The sequence below is a fragment of the Chitinophaga niastensis genome (genome assembly GCF_003014755.1).
Lineage (GTDB): Bacteria > Bacteroidota > Bacteroidia > Chitinophagales > Chitinophagaceae > Chitinophaga > Chitinophaga niastensis.
This window is the reverse complement of sequence record NZ_PYAW01000005.1, coordinates 487,601-508,323: the sequence shown is the minus strand read 5'-3', so window position 1 is coordinate 508,323 and position 20,723 is coordinate 487,601. Positions and strand designations below refer to the sequence as shown.

At 43.3% G+C, this 20,723-nt stretch carries 1 protein-coding gene; it reads right to left on the bottom strand.

What is annotated here, in order from left to right; all coding sequences use genetic code 11:
- Window positions 1–21: 21 nt before the first annotated feature.
- Complete coding sequence (locus tag CLV51_RS22895; RefSeq protein ID WP_106530410.1) at window positions 22–20,712, bottom strand: non-ribosomal peptide synthetase; 20,691 nt, start codon at window positions 20,710–20,712, stop codon at window positions 22–24.
- Between the last annotated feature and the right edge of the window lie 11 nt (window positions 20,713–20,723).

The window sequence follows — 20,723 nt, the reverse complement described above, 5'->3', positions numbered from 1 at the left end:
TTAAGAAAAACCTGTGATGAATTATAATTTAACGGCTTTTACTTCGCTCTTTTCGGGGTTTAGCATATTCCGGGAAATTTCAATATGCCTGGCCAGTGATTCTATTGTTTCGAGCTGGAATAAAAGTTTAACAGATATTTTTACCTGCAGGGATTCATCTATTTCTGCTATTAAACGCATAGCCAGTAATGAATGTCCACCCTGTTCAAAGAAATTATCGTATATCCCTATCCGTTCAACTTTTAATATTCTTTGCCAGATATCTGCCAGGGCGCGCTCTCTTTCATTCCGGGGAGCCATATACTTATTGGTCAGTTGCGTACCTGAAGCAGGAAGCGGTAATGCCTGCTTATTGATCTTCCCATTTGGAGTAAGGGGAAACTGATCCATTTCAATGAACAATGCCGGGAGCATATATTCCGGCAACTTATTTTTCAGATACAGACGTATTGCTTCAGGATTAAAATCTCCCGCAGGCACTATATAACTAACCAGGTGCACTTTATCCGGAACTGGTAATACCACTGCTTCTTTTACCCATTCACATTGCTGGAGCGCATTTTCAATTTCACCCAGCTCAATGCGGTAGCCCCGGATCTTTACCTGCATATCCATTCTGCCCATGTATTCCGCTGTGCCATCCGGCAACCAGCGGCATAAATCGCCGGTTCTGTACAATCTTGCTCCTGCGTCCTTACTGAAAGGGGATGCTATAAAACGTTCTGCTGTCAGCTCCTGACGATTCAGATAACCCCGTGACACTCCAGGACCACCTACGTACAATTCACCTGCTGCTCCTGCCGGTAACAGCCGCTGGCCGGAATCAAGTATATATAAACTTAAGCCAGGTATTGCTTTTCCAATTACACTTCTGTTGCTGACATGTTCAACTCCTATTGGCTGATAAGTGACATGTACCGTTGTTTCTGTTATTCCGTACATATTAATCAGCCGGCAATGATCATAAGCTTTCTGCCACGGCCGGGTCTTTGACGGATTCAGGGCTTCACCTCCAAAAATCACATACCTGATTTTATGAGCCTTCTTCTGTGCTACAAGATAATCCTGCAATACGTAAAAAGCAGCCGGAGTTTGACTAAGCACTGTTACTCCCCCGGTTATCAGCAGTTCTCCGAATAAGCGGGTATCACGTACCATATATCCCGGTACAATCAGCAAACGTCCGCCATGGAATAAAGCACCGTACATTTCCCATACAGAAAAATCAAAACAGTAGGAATGGAACATCGTCCATACGTCTTCATTATTGAAATCATATAACTGTGAACAGGCGCTGAATAAACTCACTACATTTCTATGCTCCACCAATACTCCTTTTGGCTTACCTGTTGAGCCGGAAGTATAAATCACGTATGCCAGCTGATTTGCCCGGACAATAATATCCGGTGATATTTTTTCATAACCGTTTAGCGTCTTATCATCCATCAGCACTATGTCAATTGCCGCTGTAATGGTTTGTAACCGTTGCGCATATGCACTGCTGCTTATCATAAGGGGTGCAGCCGTGTCTTCTAACAGATAGCTGATCCTTTCATCCGGATAGTCGGGGTCAATGGGTACATAGGCTGCTCCGGCCCTTAATATTCCCAATAAAGCAACTATCATTTCAGGAGAACGATCTATACATACAGGCACCAACGTTTCCGGTTGGATGCCTTTTTCCAGTAAGCAATGTGCTAATTGACAAGCGCGTTCATCGAGTTCCTTATAAGTTAAACCGGCATCTTCGTACATCAGCGCTATTGCAGCAGGGGTACGATTTACCTGGGCACTGAACAACGATACTATTGTTTGATCTGTTTCGGGTGCAGCGGCAATACCATTATTATTAAATGTTACCACTAACTCATTCACCTCTGTTTCATTCAGCATGTCCAGGCTACCGATAGGAGCATCCGGTGATGCTGCAGCAGATTGCAATAACTGTTCATAGTGATTCATCATACGGGTAATGGTGGCCGCACTGAACAAGTCCGCATTATACACCACACTGCCTTCTATCCCGCCTGCATTTTCATGAAGAGAAATATTAAGATCAAACTGCGCACTATAATGTGCAACATTAACGGAAGACAACTCCAGCGAACCAATATGCAGTGCAGGGCTTTCAGGAACATTCTGTAATGTGAAAAATACCTGGAAGAGAGGATGTGTACTTAAATCCCGGTGTTTTACTATTTTTTCCACTATTTTTTCAAAGGGCACTTCCTGATGCTGGTAGGCTGCAATAGTAGTATTTTTCACCTGCTGCAATAAGGTCACAAAAGAAGGATCATTACTTACATCACTGCGTATAACGAGTGTATTAACAAAAAATCCTACCAACGCTTCGGTTTCCTGTTGCGTTCTTCCTGCCACAGGTATTCCTACAGCAATATCTTCCTGGCTGCTGTAACGGTGTAACAATATTTTAAAAGCAGCCAATAAGGTCATGTATAATGTAGCGCCATGGGCTCCTGAAAGCTGGTACAACTGATCAGTCAATGCCTTGCTTACTGTAAAATGGCTGATAGCGCCACGGGTACTTTGCACCTGAGGCCTTATAAAATCTGAAGGCAACTGCAGCGTAGTGATACCCGCCAGTTTTTCTTCCCAATAATCCAGCTTTCCGGCTAATACGTCTTCGTTCAACCAGTTGCGCTGCCACAGGGCATAATCTGCATACTGAACGGGTAATTGCGGCAACTCCACCGGCCGGTTTTCTTCAAGAGCGCTGTATAATGCTGCCAACTCCCTTACAATAATACCTGATGACCATCCATCGGAAGCAATATGATGCAATACTACTACCAATACATATTTTTCCTCTTCCAATATAATCAGGTGCGCACGAAGCATATAATCATTTGACAAATCAAATGGAGCCACAATCAGTGCGCGCACATGAGATTGCAATGCCTGTTCGTTATCTTTAAGTTCGGGTGCAGCAACCACCTGCAATTGCCATGCATCCGTTTCCTGAATACACTGATAAGGAATACCTGCAGCTGTTGTAATAATTGTACGCATCACTTCGTGGCGATTGACAATGCTTTGTAATGCACCCGATAATGCTTCCTTATTTAGCTTTCCCTTCAGCTGTAAGATATGTGGTATATGATAATGTACGCTTCCTTCCAGCTGATCAATAAACCACAAACGTTCCTGGCTAAACGACAAAGGTATATTTGCCGGTCTTGTTACAGCTGATAACGGTGGAGCAGATATAGTGGCAGAAGTCCTGTTCAATTGTGTGCACAGCGATGAGAGTGTAGGATAGTCAAATATGTCGGTGATAGATACTTCTGCTTCCAGCTCTTTTCTTATAGCAGATATTAATCGTATTGCCAGTAGTGAATGCCCTCCCAATGCAAAAAAATCATCATGCAGCCCTACTTTATCCACTTCCAGCAGCGATGACCAGATGCGTGCCAATGCTTTCTGTAAAGGAGTTACAGGTGCTGCATACGCCAGTTCCTGTCTTTCATTTTCCACATCCGGCAAAGATTTCCTATCTACCTTTCCATTCGCGAGCAATGGGAAAGAAGGAATGTCTATCAGCAGAGAAGGAACCATATAGTCCGGCAATTGCTCCCGGAGATAATTATAAATTTCTTCTCTTTTAAAAACGTCAGCCGCCACTATATAAGCTATCAATTGTTTATCGCCGCGTGCATCCGGACGGGCTATCACCACTCCCTGTTTTACCTGTTCGCACCGGTTCAGTATCCGGCTTATTTCTTCCAACTCTACCCGGTAGCCATGAATCTTTACCTGATCGTCACTACGACCAATAAATACAATATTACCATCGGGCAGTCTTTTTACGATATCTCCTGTACGATACATACTGGTGGCGGCATCTGTGCTGAATGGATCATTCAGGAACCTGTCCGTGGTTAAACTTTCATTATGCAGATAGCCCATCCCAACACCTGCCCCCGAAATATATAATTCTCCGGGAACGCCTGCAGGAACTATCTTCAGATCAGGGGTCAACACATAGGCGCGTGTATTACCAAATGGTTTGCCAATAGGCACGTTATGATGGTAAACATTTGCTGCATTCACCACATGCAGTAATTTCCCGATGGTTGTTTCAGTGGGGCCATAGTGATTTACCACTTTACAGGTTGCTCCGGACAAGCGGATACTTTCAATGATAGCAGCCGGCAATACCTCTCCTCCAAATATCAATAACCGTTTTGGTAATAATAATTTTTCACCGGAAGAAATTGCCTTCCAATGCGACGGAACTATCTTGATACAATCAACTGTATGTGTTGAAAAATAAAGTTGCAATGCTTCTGCATCGCTGAGCGTATTTTTGGAGAACGTATGCAATGTACTGCCTCCCGCCAATGCGCTATAAATAACCGTATTTCCCAAATCCGTTGACAGTCCGGACATTAACGCAAATGAGCTGCATTCATCTATCCCGATAGCGCTTTTGATGCCGGATAAATAATCTGAAATATTTTTATGCGTGATCATTACGCCTTTGGGGACTCCTGTACTTCCGGAAGTATATATTACATATATTAAGTCATCAGGGGCCGGCAGATCACTAACCGGCAATACAGAAAAACGGTGAATTGCATCCTGATCTTCATCCAGAGAAACAAAACCCATTCCGGCGGTGACATCCGATAATTTAGCTTTACTATATTTATCGCCTACAATAACTGTAGCACCAACGTCTTTCAATATATAACTGATCTTTTCCAACGGATAATCAGGGTCAATGGGAACATATGCCGCTCCCGATTTTAATATCCCCAATACCCCTGTAATCATCTCCGGAGAGGTGCTTATACAAAGCGGGATCAAATTACCTTTCCCGACTCCGTTTTGTTGCAGATATTTCGCCAGCTGGTTAGAACGTTCATCCAGCAACCGGAAGCTTAATGATTCCTGTTCAAATACCAGTGCTGCTGTTTCGGGTGTCATCAGCACCTGTTCATTAAACAGTGCTAAAAAAGGCTTATCCGCTAAAACAGGCATATGCTGCTCATTACATACTTCCAGTAAATAATCACGATCTTCCGGTGTGAGCAATTCTATATCTTTCAACCGGCCTGTTTCATTTTCGATGATCCAGGTTAACACCTGTTTAAAATGTTCTCCTGCTCTCTCAACATACCAGGTATCCAGTAAATCGTTATTATAACTGAACAGCAGCCTTGATGTTGCACCCACACTTATTACCAGTGTCAAAGGATAATTGGTGCGTGGATGCGTTTGTACATCCTTCACGTGCAGGCTCCATTCTTTTCTGTTGATGACTTCACTTACCGGAAAATTCTGAAATGTAATGGAGGTATCCATCAATTCCCCCTGAATCTGCGTCCATTGCTGTATATCACTTAAGCCGGAGTATTGATATGTCCTGCTTTGCAACTGGCTTTCCTGTAATTCCTGTAAAAAAGCCGCTATACTTTTATCTTCCTCAATTCTTGCCAATAAAGGCAGGGTGTTTATATACATACCTACACGCTGTTCCACTTCACTCATATCTTCCGGTCTGCCGGATACCGTTACGCCATAAATAATGCTTGTCTGATTTGTATAGCGATACAACAAATAAGCCCATACCCCCTGCATTAAAGTATTCAGTGTAATATGCTGCTGCCGGGCATAATGGTGTAGTTGTGCAGTATACACGGCATCCAGTAATAATTCGTGTTCCTTATACAGACCGGCACCTTTATTACGGTTATTATTGTTTTCAATAAAAGGCAGTAAAGTGCCTTCACTGATCCCTTCCAGGTAATGCTGCCAGTATTGCGCTGCCAGCTCCTGATCCGTGCGTTCCAGATAGCGGATGTAATCTTCGTAATTATCTACCGGCGCCGTAGGTATAGGTTTACCTGATACCAGTAATTCATAGGTATTCAATAATTCTTCTACCAAAACCGGCTGGGACCAACCATCCAGAATAATGTGATGAATAGTCCAGAGCAGCCTGTGATGGCCTCCTCCCAGATATATCAGGCTGATACGGACCAGTGGCGGCTCTCTGAAGTCAAATCCTTTACTTCTGTCTGCTGCTTCATATGCCTTTATTGCTTCCAGCTGTGCCGCTTCATCCATCCTGCTATAATCCAACGTAATTACCGGCAACGTTACCTGACGGTATACACATTGAATCGGTATATTAAGTTCATTATGATAAAAAGCACTTCTTAAAATACTGTGCTGTTGCAGCAGATGTTCCCAGCTTTTACAAAAGGCTTTTTCATCCAGGTTCAATAAGTCACAACTTAATTGTCTGATAAAAGTACCTGCCTGTTTATTGTATAAACTATGAAAGAGCATGCCTTCCTGTAAATGGCTTAACCGGTATAACCCTGCTATCTGATCCCTATTTCTAAAATGATATTGACTGCCGTCCAGGAACCTGTCGAGGTCCTCATTACTCACCTCTGCCCCCAAACCATAATCCGATGGTGTAAATGCAGGTTGGGACTGATTTATACAATGCAAAATAATTGCTTCCAGGTGTGATAAGTAAGTTTCAGCCAGATGCTGTACAGTTCCAGGTTCATAATGTTTATTACTATACCCCCATTGTAAGACCAGCTCTCCATCCTGAATAATGCTATTAATTCTTAGTTTATCCCGCATTGGGAAATCTGCTGATATGGTGGTTCCGGGAGATTCTGAAACACCTGTTAAATATCCTGTACCACCAACAACATTATCTGATTGCCCCAGGTAGTTGAACACCACGTCCCATGGGTCATTTCCCTGTAAAAAATCTGCTTTATTAATATATTTCAACACACCATATCCTATGCCTTTATCAGTTATTTTACGCAGCTGTTCTTTGGTGGACTTTAATAATTCGCCTTTTGTAATACCCGCTTTCACCTGCAATAATACCGGGTACATATTAGAGAACCAGCCTATAGTGCGGCTCGTATCTATACCTGGCATAATATCTTCACGGCCATGTCCTTCTAACCCGATCACTATATCAGATTGCTGATTCCATTCAGATAAAGTAAGTGCAAGTGCGCTTAACAGGATATCATTGATCTCTGTATGATATGCCAGTGGTGCTTCCTTTAATAATCTGCCTGTTTGCAGGCTTCCAAGACGGATGATGTAAGTTCCTGTATCCGCCATTGTTACCTTACCGGTAAATGGCTTATCCACTCTCAATGGAAAATAACTTTGCGTTACCTGCTGCCAGTAATCTTTTTGCTTTAACAGGCGTTTACGTTGTGAATATTGTTCCAGCGCCTGTCTCCACTGACGATATGAACTTGTTTTATGTTCTGGTATATCAGCTGCAGATGCTCCTGCCTGTTGCAGTAACAATTGCATATCTTCCAGTAAAATCCGCCAGGACACGCCATCTACACCAAGATGATGTATGACCAGCAATAAGCGGTTATAACGCTCATACGAAGGTGTTAATAACAATACAGCTTTCATCAGTCCGCCTTTCGTAATATCCAGGCTACGCTGATAATCATTCCCGTAAATGGTAATCGTTTCTGCCAGCTTGTCTGATAATACCTGTTGCAAATCAGTTATTTCAAGTTTGCCTTCAGCAGTACCATAAGTCTGTGTCCAGTTTCCATCTTCAGCAGTATATACAAAACGTAATGCATCATGATGCTGTACTAACTGAGCAATTACAGCTGACAATACGGGAGCGGATATACGCTTGTCAATACCCAGCAACACACTCTGATTAAAATGGATCGTGCCGGTATTTTCTGCATCAAAATAAGCTTCCTGGATGGGCAACAATCCACTACTACCAGTTAGCAGGCCCTGTTCTCCATAGATGGTATTATTCTTCTTCCCTTTCAGGAAAGACGCCAGCCCTGATATAGTTTGATATATAAACAGATCCCTTGGATGAAATTCATAACCCGCACGTTTTGCCCGGCTTACTACCTGAATGGTAATAATTGAATCCCCTCCCAGTTCAAAGAAATTATCGTATATACTTACCTGTTCTATTCCGAGCAATGAGATCCAGATACCAGCCAGCACTTTTTCTGTTTCATTCCGGGGAGCCACATATTGCTGATCTGCTGTAATGCCAGGTTCCGGTAATGCCTTTCTATCAATCTTACCATTAATGGTTAAGGGAAGATGATCCATCTCCTGTAACAAAGCCGGTATCATATATGCCGGCAGCTTTTGCTGCAGCCAGGTAAATATCCCTTCTTTGTTAAAAACGCCATTGGGCACAATATATGCCACCAGGTAAGGATGCTCGCCGGGTTTTGCTACCACCACTGCCTCACTGACCCATTCATATTGCAGTAAAACATTTTCTATTTCCCCTGTTTCTATGCGGTAACCACGGATCTTCACCTGGCCGTCTGTGCGGCCAAGGTATTCAATGTTTCCATCCTGCAACCATTGGCACAAATCACCTGTCTTATATAATCTTCTTCCCTGTTCATTACTGAACCTGTCCGGTATAAATTTTTCATCCGTTAATGTGCCACGGTTCAAATAACCTCTTGCCACCTGGGCGCCTCCTATATACAACTCACCTGCAACACCAGCCGGCATGATATTCCCGGAACCGTCCAATATATACAACTGTGTATTGGCAACAGGCTTTCCTATCAATACCTTATCTGAAGTGTTGTAACCGGCAGGCACTTCCCAACAGGTTACATCAATAGCCGCTTCTGTAGGGCCATATAAATTATATAGCCGGACACCTGGCAGTTTATGCTGAAAATCCTGTATGTGCTGGGATTGCAATGCTTCACCGCTACATATTACGCTGTGCAGTGAACACTTTTCGCCTGCTTCCATTATTTCCAGAAATGCGTTCAACATGGAAGGAACAAAATGTATCATCGTAACCCTGTATCTGTTGATCACATTCCGCAGGTAAACAGCATCCTTCTGGCCTTCCGGTAATGCAAATACCATCTTCGCGCCCGTGATCAGAGGCCACAATAGTTCCCATACAGATACATCAAAACAGAAAGTGGTTTTCTGTAACACTACATCGTCCTGCTTTAAACAGAAGAAATCCTGCGCCCATAATAACCGGTTCACTACTCCGCGGTGTTCGTTCATTACACCTTTCGGTGTACCTGTAGAACCTGATGTATAGATGACATAAGCCAGATCATCCGGTGCTGTTTTTATATTCAGATCCTGAGATGGTTCCTGCTCAATAATACCCCAATCAGCATCCAGTAAAACTACTTGTGCAGCGGGTGATATGTCTTTAAGCAGTGTTGCCTGTTCTGAAGAAGTGACTATAAGTGTTGCCCCGGTATCTGAAAGCATAAATAAAATCCGGTCTGCCGGATATGTTGGGTCCAGCGGTACGTAGGCTGCACCCGCTTTTAATATCCCCAGTATCCCGACAATCATTTCCAGGGAGCGTTCTACACATAGTGGTACTAAATACCCCGGCTTCACACCCTTATTCACCAGGTAATGAGCTAACCGGTTAGCATGTTCATTAAGCTCCCTGTATGTTAAATTTTTCTCCTCAAAAATAACGGCAGTTGCATCTGGTGAAAGTGTCGCCTGCTGTTCAAATAAACCGACCAGTGTTTTCTGCAGCGGATAATCTCTGGCAGTATCGTTAAAAGTTTTCAGTAGCTGGTGTTCCTCTGCAGGTGCAAGCATTTCCAGGGAATCGATCTTTGCATCAGGTGCGCTGACAATTGATTTCAGCAGCTGCACATAGTGAGTCATCATGCGGTTGATGGTTTCTTCATGAAATACATCCGCACAATACACCACGTTTCCGCTTATACCATCATTACTTTCCACCATAGCAACAGCTATATCAAATTGTGCTGTAACATGTGCTACGCTTAACGTTTGCAGTTTTACATCTCCCAAACGGAGGTCGGGCTCTTCAGGAATATTCTGCAGGGAAAACAACACCTGAAACAGTGGATTTACAGACAGATCACGGTTTTTTACTACCGCCTCCACTACTTTTTCGAAAGGCACATCCTGATGTTCATAGGCGCCCAGTGTGGTTGTTTTCACCTGTTGTAAAAGCGACACGAAGGAGGGGTTATCTTTCAGATCACTACGCAGGGCCAGTGTATTAATAAAAAAGCCTATCAGCCCTTCCGTTTCCTGTCTGTTTCTGCCGGCAATGGGGCTACCGATACAGATATCGTCCTGATTGCAGTAACGGTATAAAAGCACTTTAAATCCGGCCAGCAATGTCATGAATAAAGTAGTTTCCTGATAAAGAGATAGTGATTGTAATTGTGCTGACAATTCTTTATCAAGTTTGAAACTGCTGGTAGCTCCGCGAATGCTTTGAACAACCGGTTTTTTATAATCGGCAGGAAGCTGTAGGGTAGCAACTCCGGCAAGCTTATGTTTCCAGTAATTTAATTTATCTGCGAGTGTGTTCCCGGATAAATAAGTACGCTGCCAGATTGCATAATCTGCATATTGAACAGGTAAAGCCTGTAATGAAGGTTCACTACCTGTTGTATATGTATCATACAACGATATGAGCTCCCGGATGATAATACCTGTGGACCAGGCATCGGATGCAATATGATGCAGTATGACTACCAGTATATGTACATTTTCTTCAAGGGCTATTAAATAGGCGCGTAACGGATGGTCCCTTGACAGATCAAATGGTTGTTTTAACAATAACTGAATGCGCGACTGAAGTAAAGCCGGATCAGCCCTGTATATTGGTTCATTGATTATTGACAGCTGCCACTGCGATTCTTCCAGAATACGCTGATAAGCAATGTCGTCCTGCCGGGCGATTACCGTGCGCAATACTTCGTGCCGGTTTACAATTGCCTGCAAAGCTGCGGATAAAGCACCGCGATCAAGATTCCCTTTCAATTGCAGCACATGTGGTATATGGTAGTGGATACTTCCTTCCAACTGATCGATAAACCATAAACGCTCCTGGCTAAACGACAAAGGAAGATATGCAGGTCTGTTGCCTGCTACTATTTCCTGCAAGCCTGTTCTTTCAGAAAGCGCTGTAACCCTCGTAGACAAAGCAGCAATAGTAGGATAGTCAAATACATCACTGATCGTCACTTCCCGTTTCAACCTTTTTCTGATGGCTGATACCAGTCGTATAGCCAGCAATGAATGTCCGCCCAGTTCAAAGAAATTATCGTATACACCTACCTGCTCAACTTCCAGTAGTTGTGCCCAGATTTCCGCCAGGTGATGTTCTGTTGCAGTGCCCGGAGCGGTATATCCTTTACGGAAGGTTGTTCCTGTGGCATCCGGTAAGGCTTTCCGGTTTACTTTCCCATTTGCCAGTAAGGGTAATTCGTCTAATATCACTAATGCTTCAGGAAGCATATAATCCGGTAAATGCTGCTGCAGGTAGGAAATAATATTTTGCTGGGTTGTTTCCTCATGAACTGTTACATAAGCCGCCAGGTGATTTGTACCGTCGCTGTCTTTACGGTTCACCACCACTCCCTGGCTTACCAGACCACACTCCTCCAGCACACGTTCTATTTCTGCCAATTCCACCCGGTACCCCCGGATTTTTACCTGATCGTCAAAGCGGCCTATAAATACAATGTTTCCATCGGGTAAAAATTTGACCATATCTCCCGTACGGTAAAACCTCGTATTATTTGTTCCGGAAAACGGATCTGTTACAAAACAGGTGGCTGTTAAATCTGAATTATTCAAATATCCTTGTCCCACTCCATCACCACCAATATATAATTCTCCCGGAATACCAACAGGGCATAACTGCATCTCCTGATTAAGCACATAGATACATGTATTTGAAAAGGGCTTTCCTATAGGTACCGTAAATTTATAACCAGCGTTATCATTTACCACATGCAATAATTTTCCTATTGTTGTTTCTGTTGGACCATAATGGTTCACTATTTTGCAGGTGGCAGCTGATTGATGAATATTGTTTACCACTTCCGCATCCAATGCTTCCCCTCCGAATATCAGCAGCTTTCGCGGTAACAACATGTGTTCTGTTGATGACAGCGCCTTCCAATGAGAAGGAACAATTTTCATACAATCTATTGCATGTACCTTGAAATAATCCTGTAACCATTCACTATCCCTGGTTGCTTCGGTAGAAAACACATGTAAACAACCTCCTGTCATCAAAGCGCCGTACAATATTGTATTTCCGAGATCGGTGGATATACCTGACAATAGAGCAAACGAGTGGCAGGTATCCAATGGTAACGAGGCTTTTAAGCCAGACAAATAATCTGCCAGATTACCGTGTGTAATCATCGCTCCTTTAGGAGTACCGGTACTACCCGAAGTATATATTATGTAGGCCAGTTGCTGCAGGGTGGGCAGCTCATCCAATGGCAAAGAAGATTCCCTGATGATAGCTTCCTGTTGTTCATCCAGATTGATAAGCGTTGTTATGTGAGCATCCTGTAAAAGAGGCAGGCATAAACTACTGCTTACCACTACTTCTGCACAGGTATCGGAGCATATAAAACTGATTCGCTCCCGGGGAAATGTAGGATCAATAGGTACATAGGCAGCTCCTGCCTTCAGAATACCCAAAATGCCAATTATCATTTCTGCAGATCGTTCTATACAAATGGGAACGGGCATATTCCGCTTAACGCCACTGCGTCGTAAATAATGAGCCAGCTGATTGGAACGTTTGCTGAGTGTTTCATATGACAATGATACCTCTTCAAATATCACGGCCGTTGCAGATGGAGTCAGGATTGCCTGCTCCTCTAACAGATCAATAAATGATCTGTCTGCAGATATCCCCATTTCTTTTCTGTTAAAATCAGTCAACAATTGCTGCTCTTCATCAGCAGTTAACAACTGCAGTACGCCGATATTTTTGAAAGGATCGTCAACAACAGATTGTAACAGTTGTTCAAAATGCGCGCCCATACGTGCTATGAAGGGTTCATCGAACAAACTGCTCCGGTACAGTATATTAACATTCAGTATTTCATCCTGCTCAATCACGGAAAGTGTAATATCAAATTTGGCAGTTGCCTGATCCGTCTCTTCTGTGGTTAGTACAAGATCCCCGAGCGATAATTCTCCGGTAATAGCTTTCTGCTGCATTACAAACATTACCTGGAACAAAGGGCTTCTGTTTATTTCCCTGTCCTTTACCACTGCTTCCACTATTTTCTCAAAAGGAACGTCCTGGTGTTCATAGGCATCCAGTGTAGTTTTCTTAATCTCCTCCAACAATGCTATGAAAGACTGCCGGGTATCCAAAATACTTCTTAACGCCAGGGTATTTACAAAGAAACCAACCAATCCCTCTACTTCCTGCTGCGGGCGGGCCGACGCTGAACAGCCAACACAAATATCACGCTGGTTACTATATCTATACAGTAAAACCTTAAAGGCAGCCAGCAATGTCATGAAGAGAGTAGTCCCCTGCTGATGTGACAACTGTTTCAACCGTTGGGTCAGATGGTGGTTTATATGATACGACACCATCCCTCCTGCTATATTTTGTACTGCAGCCTTGTTATAATTCACCGGCAATTCTAATACCGTTACTCCTGACAATTTATCCTTCCAGTATGCAAGCTTCTTTTCCAGCAACGATCCGGACAAATAAGTACGTTGCCATATAGCATATTCCGCATACTGAACGGGCAGGGGCAAAAGATTTGCCGGACGTGCCGCGATATAAGCCGCATATAGTTCTGATAGCTCATTCACTATAATACCAACAGACCATGCATCTGCTGCAATATGATGCAGTTTTACTATCAGCAAATGATCTTCTTCTCCTAAAATTAATAGTTCTGCCTGTATCATATAACCGGCAGATAAATCAAAAGGTGCAGCAAAGAACGCTTTCACATAATCTTGCAGCATATCCTCGCTTTCGCGGTACGATAGATTATTGACAATATGCAACTGCCACTTATCCTTATCAAGTATATACTGGTAAGCAGTTCCGTCTTCTGCTGACTGACGGATAACTGTTCGCAGCACTTCATGCCGGTTGACAATTGTTTGCAATGCAAAGGACAGCCCTTCAGGATAGAGCTTCCCTTTTAACCGTAATGCAACGGGAATATTGTATTGCATACTTCCTTCCAGCTGATCGATAAACCACAAACGTTCCTGGCTATACGACAATGGGATATCGGCCGGCCTCCTTCCTGTTTTAATGGCTGGTAGCTGAGGGTCCGCCCGCTGTTGCTGCAAATACGCTGCAAAGCCTTCCACATCAGGGTAGAGAAACAAAGCCTTTATGGGTATTTCCATATCCAGCTTTTTGCGAAGAAAGGATATCAAACGCATGAACAACAAAGAGTGTCCTCCGAGTTCAAAAATATTGTCCCGCACACCTACCCTTGCAACGCCCAGCAATTCCTGCCATGCATTGGTTAACAGCTGTTCCGTTTCACTACGGGGCGCTATATATACATTGCTCAGCAAAAGAGTTGTATCAGGGTCTGGCAGTGCCTTTCTATCAATCTTCCCATTTACTGTCAAGGGTATTTTCTCCAGCGGGATTAACAGTGCCGGAATCATATATTCCGGTACACGCTGTTTCAGAAAATCTGTTATGGCTGTTTTATTAAATTCTCCCTGAGGCACAATATAGGCCACCAGCCGGCCTGCCCCGCTAATATCGGGTTTATTGAGTACGACGGTTTCATTTACAGCATCACATTGCAGCAATACATTCTCTATTTCGCCAGGCTCAATGCGGAAACCACGGATCTTTGCCTGGTCGTCTATCCTGTTCTGGAATTCAATATTGCCATCAGGCAACCATCTTCCCATATCACCGGTACGATACATTTTTTCTCCGGGAGTATTACAAAATGTATCATCAGTGAATTTTTCCGTTGTGAGTTCCGGGTGATTTAAGTATCCCCGTGTAACCCCAATCCCGGCTATATACAATTCTCCTGTAACTCCAACAGGAAGCGGGTTCCCTTTTTTATCCAATATATAAACACGTGTATTGGCAAGTGGTTTTCCAATGGGAAGCACTTCCGTGTTATCATTATTTTCTGCATCAAAATGATAGCAGAGGGACGATATAGTGGCTTCGGTCGGGCCATAAATATTATAAAAATCAACCTGTTTGTTCCATTTTGCCGCCATACTTCTTCTACAGGCTTCCCCGCCCGAAATCACCCGCTTCAAACCACCGTATGTACCAGGATTTATATTTGCCAGGAAGCTCGGCGTTGCTTCCAGATGGGTGATGCGTTGATCAATCAGAAACTGTTCGAACAAAACATTGTCAAATAGTATGTTTTTCGGAACTATTACCAGCGTTACTCCGTTCAGCAGTGCAAAGAACATCTGTTCTACAGCAGCATCAAAGATATAGTTGGAGAGTAATAAAATTCTCTCATCTGATTTAATATCATATACTTTACTCTGGTTGAAAATAAGATTCACCACCGGCCCATGCATGGCCTGTACCCCCCTGGGCTGGCCGGTAGAACCTGAAGTATATATTACATATGCAAGCTGTTGGGCTGAAAGCGTTATATCCGGTGATGTTTTTTCATAAAGAGACAGCGTATCATTATTTAAGTCGATAATATTTTTCAGATTCCCTACAGCCTGTAATTTTGATATAAGATCACCGCTGGTTATTACTATTTCTGCCGCTGTATCTGCCAACATATAAGCAATCCGCTCCACCGGAGCTTCCGGATCTACAGGCACATAAGCCCCACCGGCTTTTAACACGCCCAATATTGCTGTTATCATTGCAGCAGAACGCTCCAGGCAAACGGGCACCATCATTTCCTTTCTGATACCTCTGTCAAGCAAACAATTTGCCAACTGACCGGATTGTTCATCCAGTTGCTGATAGGTCAGCGAGCCATCACCCGCAGTAACGGCTATCGCATCCGGATTTTTAGCTGCGTGCGAAGAAAACAGCGCCGTAATAGTTTTGTCAGCAGGGTAAAAATGCGCTGTTTCATTAAAGGAAAACAGCAACTGCTTTAATTCCGGCGCAGGAATAATAATATCCGCATTAACAGGTGCTTCATAATGATTAAGATACTGATGCAGCACTGCATCGAAATAACCGTACAGATCATCCAGGGTTCTTCCGGACTTCAATTGCCGTCTAAGGGAAAACGTAATTATAAAAATGTTGTTGGTAATATTTACATTACAATTCAACCAGGTATTCACAGCGCCATGGCTCAGTACATTTTTCAACGCTTCATCCTGAACCGCAGGCAGTCCCTCTTCCATGGTATTATACACATGGAAATTCACAAAATTGAACAGCACATCGAAGAACGGGTTTTCTTCAGAAAATTGTTCGCCTGCAATACTGGTAATTTCAACCAGGCTTACCCGATCTCTCTTTTTCAGCGCTATCAGTTTTTGCTCTATCTGTTCAAAGTATGATTTCCAGGTATGAACGCGGGGATCGGCCTTATGGCGAAATGGGATCGTATTTAAAAAGCAGCCTAATACTTTTTCACCATCTTCTTTCAATGGTCTGCTATTGGAAACCAATCCCAGGGTTAACTCATCTTCATAATTGAGAACAGAAAGGGAATAAATGAATGCGCCTAACAATAACCCCTTCAGGGAAAGACCATCTGCCTCCGTACGTTGTTTCAGATCATTCAGATAACTGATACTGTATTTTTTAACCAACCGCAAATCAGCGGCTTCCCTGGAAAATATATTTAACCGCTTGTATTCATGCATTTCATCTTTCCAGAATGATCTGTTTACCGGGCTCTTTTTTTCTGCTATATTTTCTATCACATAATCTTTATACGTGCAGTTCAGCAATGGCAGGAGCGGCTGATTAGGCTGTACTTTAAGCTTCAGGTAGAGATTATTCAACTCTGTATTAAAAGAGGCATCGCTCCATCCATCTATGATGGCGTGGTGACATTGAAATATAAACACCGTACAATCCTTCAGAGTAAAAGCAGCTGCACGCCAAAGGGGAGCCTCGTCCAGGCGGAAAGGTATAGCCCGTTCTTTTTCAAGATATGCTTCAAGAATTTCTTTTGCCTCAATATTATTAACCGTTGGCAAGTTAAAATGATCTATCCTTACAGGTATGCTTTTATATACCACCTGTACCCCATCTGTCATTAGTTCCAGGTTAAACGCTGTCCTTAAAATGGCATGTTTCCGCACCATTAGTAACAACGCCTTTTCCAGCACAGGTATATTCAGGTTTTTATCCAGCAAATGCCCCATCTGATCATGATACACTGATTTTTCAGGATTAAGCAGTGAAGCGTAAACCATGCCGCTCTGAATATCGCTCATGGGAAATATATCCTCTATAAGTGCAGTATCAGGTAATTGAGCAAACAGCTTATTTTTAAGTTCCTCTACTTCCTGCTGTACCAATGCATAAACGTCCTCCTCTTCATTTCCGGAGGTGTTTTCTTTTTTATGCTCAAAGAGTGTGGCAATCTGTTCAACGGTGGGAGTTTCATAAACGTCAAACAATTTTACATCCTGCGCAAAAGCATTACGCAGCCTTGCTACAAGGGTTATCACCAATATCGAATCTCCTCCCAGTTTAAAAAAATCATCATAAATACCTACTCCCTCTATTTTCAACACGTCTTCAAATATACCGGCTATGATTTGTTCTGATTCATTTCGCGGAGCTACAAAATTACCCTGGAGGGAAGCCTTCATATCCGGGTCCGGTAACGCTTTCCTGTCTACTTTACCATTTGATGTCAGTGGTATGCTTTTCATCTTCATCCAAAAAGCGGGCAGCATATATTCCGGCAACCGGCTTTTCAGAAATTTTTGCATGCCATCCGTATCAAAGGTTTCTTCAGGTACTACATAAGCTACCAGCTTCCTGTTATTCCCCTCTCCTTTTGCCGATACAACGGCCTGGCGGACAAGTTCACTTTGCTGCAATACATTTTCTATTTCTCCGGGCTCTATCCGGAAACCACGTATCTTAACCTGGTCATCCATGCGGCCCAGGTACATTATGTTCCCATCCTGTAACCATCTGCCGGAATCTCCGGTTTTGTACATGCGGGCATTGGGATGATCTGAAAAAGGATCCCGAACAAATTTATCCGCGGTTAAATCAGGATGATTCAAATAACCTGCGCTCACACCTGCACCACCAATACATATTTCTCCTATTGTTCCTTTAGGTGCAATATTCCCGTGCTGATCCAGTATATATACAAGCACATTTGCCAAAGGTCTGCCAACAGGTAAAGCATCCATATTATTCAAACTGCCCGGCACATAGTGGAATAACAAAGATGTAACCGTTGCTTCTGTCGGGCCATAAACATTATAAAAATCTACCCAGGCACTCCATTTTTCGGCAACATCCCTTTTACATAATTCCCCTCCTGAAATGACTCTTTTAAGTCCGTTGTATTTCCCCGGATTTATATTTGCCAAAAAACTATGCGTGGCTTCCAGATGGGTAATCCGCTGTGTTTCCAATAACTGCTCCAGTAAAAAGACATCCGATTGTATATCCTGAGGAACCAGCACCAGTGTGGCACCATTCAGCAAAGCAAAAAACATTTGTTCCACTGCAGCATCAAAAATATAATTGGATAAAAGCAATATCCTATCCTGTTGTTCAATATGATAGGCTTTACTCTGACAATAAATAAGATTGACGACTGACCGGTGCTGCACCATTACTCCCTTGGGCTGTCCGGTAGATCCTGATGTGTAAATGATATAGGCCAGGCTGTCTGCTGCCGGCAAACAGGCTGGTGTTACTGCCGGACACTTGCTGATCAGTGGCTGGTCGCTATCAACAGCAATTATATCAACCCCGGGCACTGCCTCATATAACAGATGCTTCATTTCATCAGTGCTTACTATGATAGCAGCGCCAGTATCTTTCAGGATATAATGGATCCGCTCCGCTGGAGATCCCGGATCAACCGGTACATATGCGGCCCCGGCCTTCAATATGCCAAGAATTGCGATAATCATTTCCGGCGACCGTCCTATACATACAGGTACAGGCATATTAGCTGTTACACCTTTACTGCGCAGATAATAAGCCAATTGATCGGAGCGTTCGTTTAATGCGGCATAAGTGAATGTTTCCCTTCCAAAAGCAATTGCATGCGCTGCAGGTGTATTGCCTGCCTGCAATAAAAAAAGATCTGCAATAGATTTATCTTCCGGACATGCTACCGGCTTATTGTTAACAGCTTCCAGCCATGCTTTTCCCTCCCCATCACTCATCATAGGAAGCAAACCTACCAGCGTTCCGGGTGCTTTTACCACAGCCCGTAATAATTGCTCAAAATGCCCCATCATTGTATCTATAGTAGCAGCACTGAATAGATCCGTGCAATACTCAGCACTGATCTTTATAGCAGACGGAGCATCTGTAACGGTAACGGTTAAATCATATCTTGCTATGCCCCTTTCCGGCTCCGTCTGTGAGATCCGGAGATCGCCCAGGCGCAGTTCCGGCAAATCAGGTATATTCTGCAGCACAAAGGCCACCTGAAAAAGGGGCGCCCTGCTTACATCCCGGCTTTCAGTGATTGTATCTACTATTTTTGCAAACGGAACTTCCTGATGATCATAAGCACTCAAAGTTGTTTCCTTTACCTGATGCAGCAGGGAAAGAAATGAATCCTGCCCGTTTACCTGATCGCGCAACGCCAGTGTATTAGCAAAGAAGCCTATTAATCCTTCTATTTCTTTTTTTGATCTTCCTGCAATAGGGCTACCTATACAAATATCTTCCTGACCACTATAACGATACATCAATACCTTGAAAACCGCCAGCATTGTCATAAAAAGGGTAGCTTCCTGACTCCGTGACAATTCCAGCAGTTGTTGCAGCAATGCAGCATCCAGGCTATAACCAGCAGAAGTGCCGCGTGCACTTTGAACCGGGGGACGCGGATAGTCCAGCGGCAGTTGCAGGGGAGATACCCCTGATAATTTATTTTTCCAGTAGTTTAGCTGTTCATCCAATACTGCACCTTTTAAATACTCCCGTTGCCAGATAGTGAAATCAGCATATTGAATATCTGTAACAGGGAGTGCAGGTTCGCGGTTTTCTTCACAGGCGCTATACAATTCAATCAATTCGCGTACAATAATTCCGGTTGACCAGCCATCCGATGCAATATGGTGCAGCGTTACCACCAACACATGTTCTTCTTCTCCCTGTACAATCAGATGAGCTCTCAACATATGATCCTGTGATAGATCAAACGGCATATCGATCAACGATCTTACATAATGCTCCAGGGCCTTTTCATCAACAGCATACAAAGGTTCATGAATAATTTCAAGCTGCCATTTACTTTCATCCTGTATATGCTGAAAGGCTGTACCATCCTGCTGAGCAACCACTGTTCTCAGTACTTCATGCCGGTTTATAATTGTTTGAATAGCCCTCACCAGTGCATCCTGGTTAAGTCTGCCTTTTAAATTCAATACCGTTGGAATATGATAAGGTATGCTCCCTTCCAGCTGATCAATAAACCATAAACGTTCCTGGTTAAATGACAGTGGAAGAAATTCCCATGCGGTTCTGTTGGAGGAAGTTATTCTGCTGTTGTTATCCGGGGTCACTCCGTTTTGCTGGTATCCTTTAAAGTATGCTATTAACTGGTCCTTGTTACGTTTTAGTTCATCCAGTAATGACTCGTCAACATCTTCTTCACTTAGTAATACCGTTAGTTCATTATCTGCAAATGATAACTGCAAACCGTTTTTGTTGGCTTTCTCCAATAAGGCCAGTATATCTATTAATTTAGGGTTGGACATAGTGAATGATT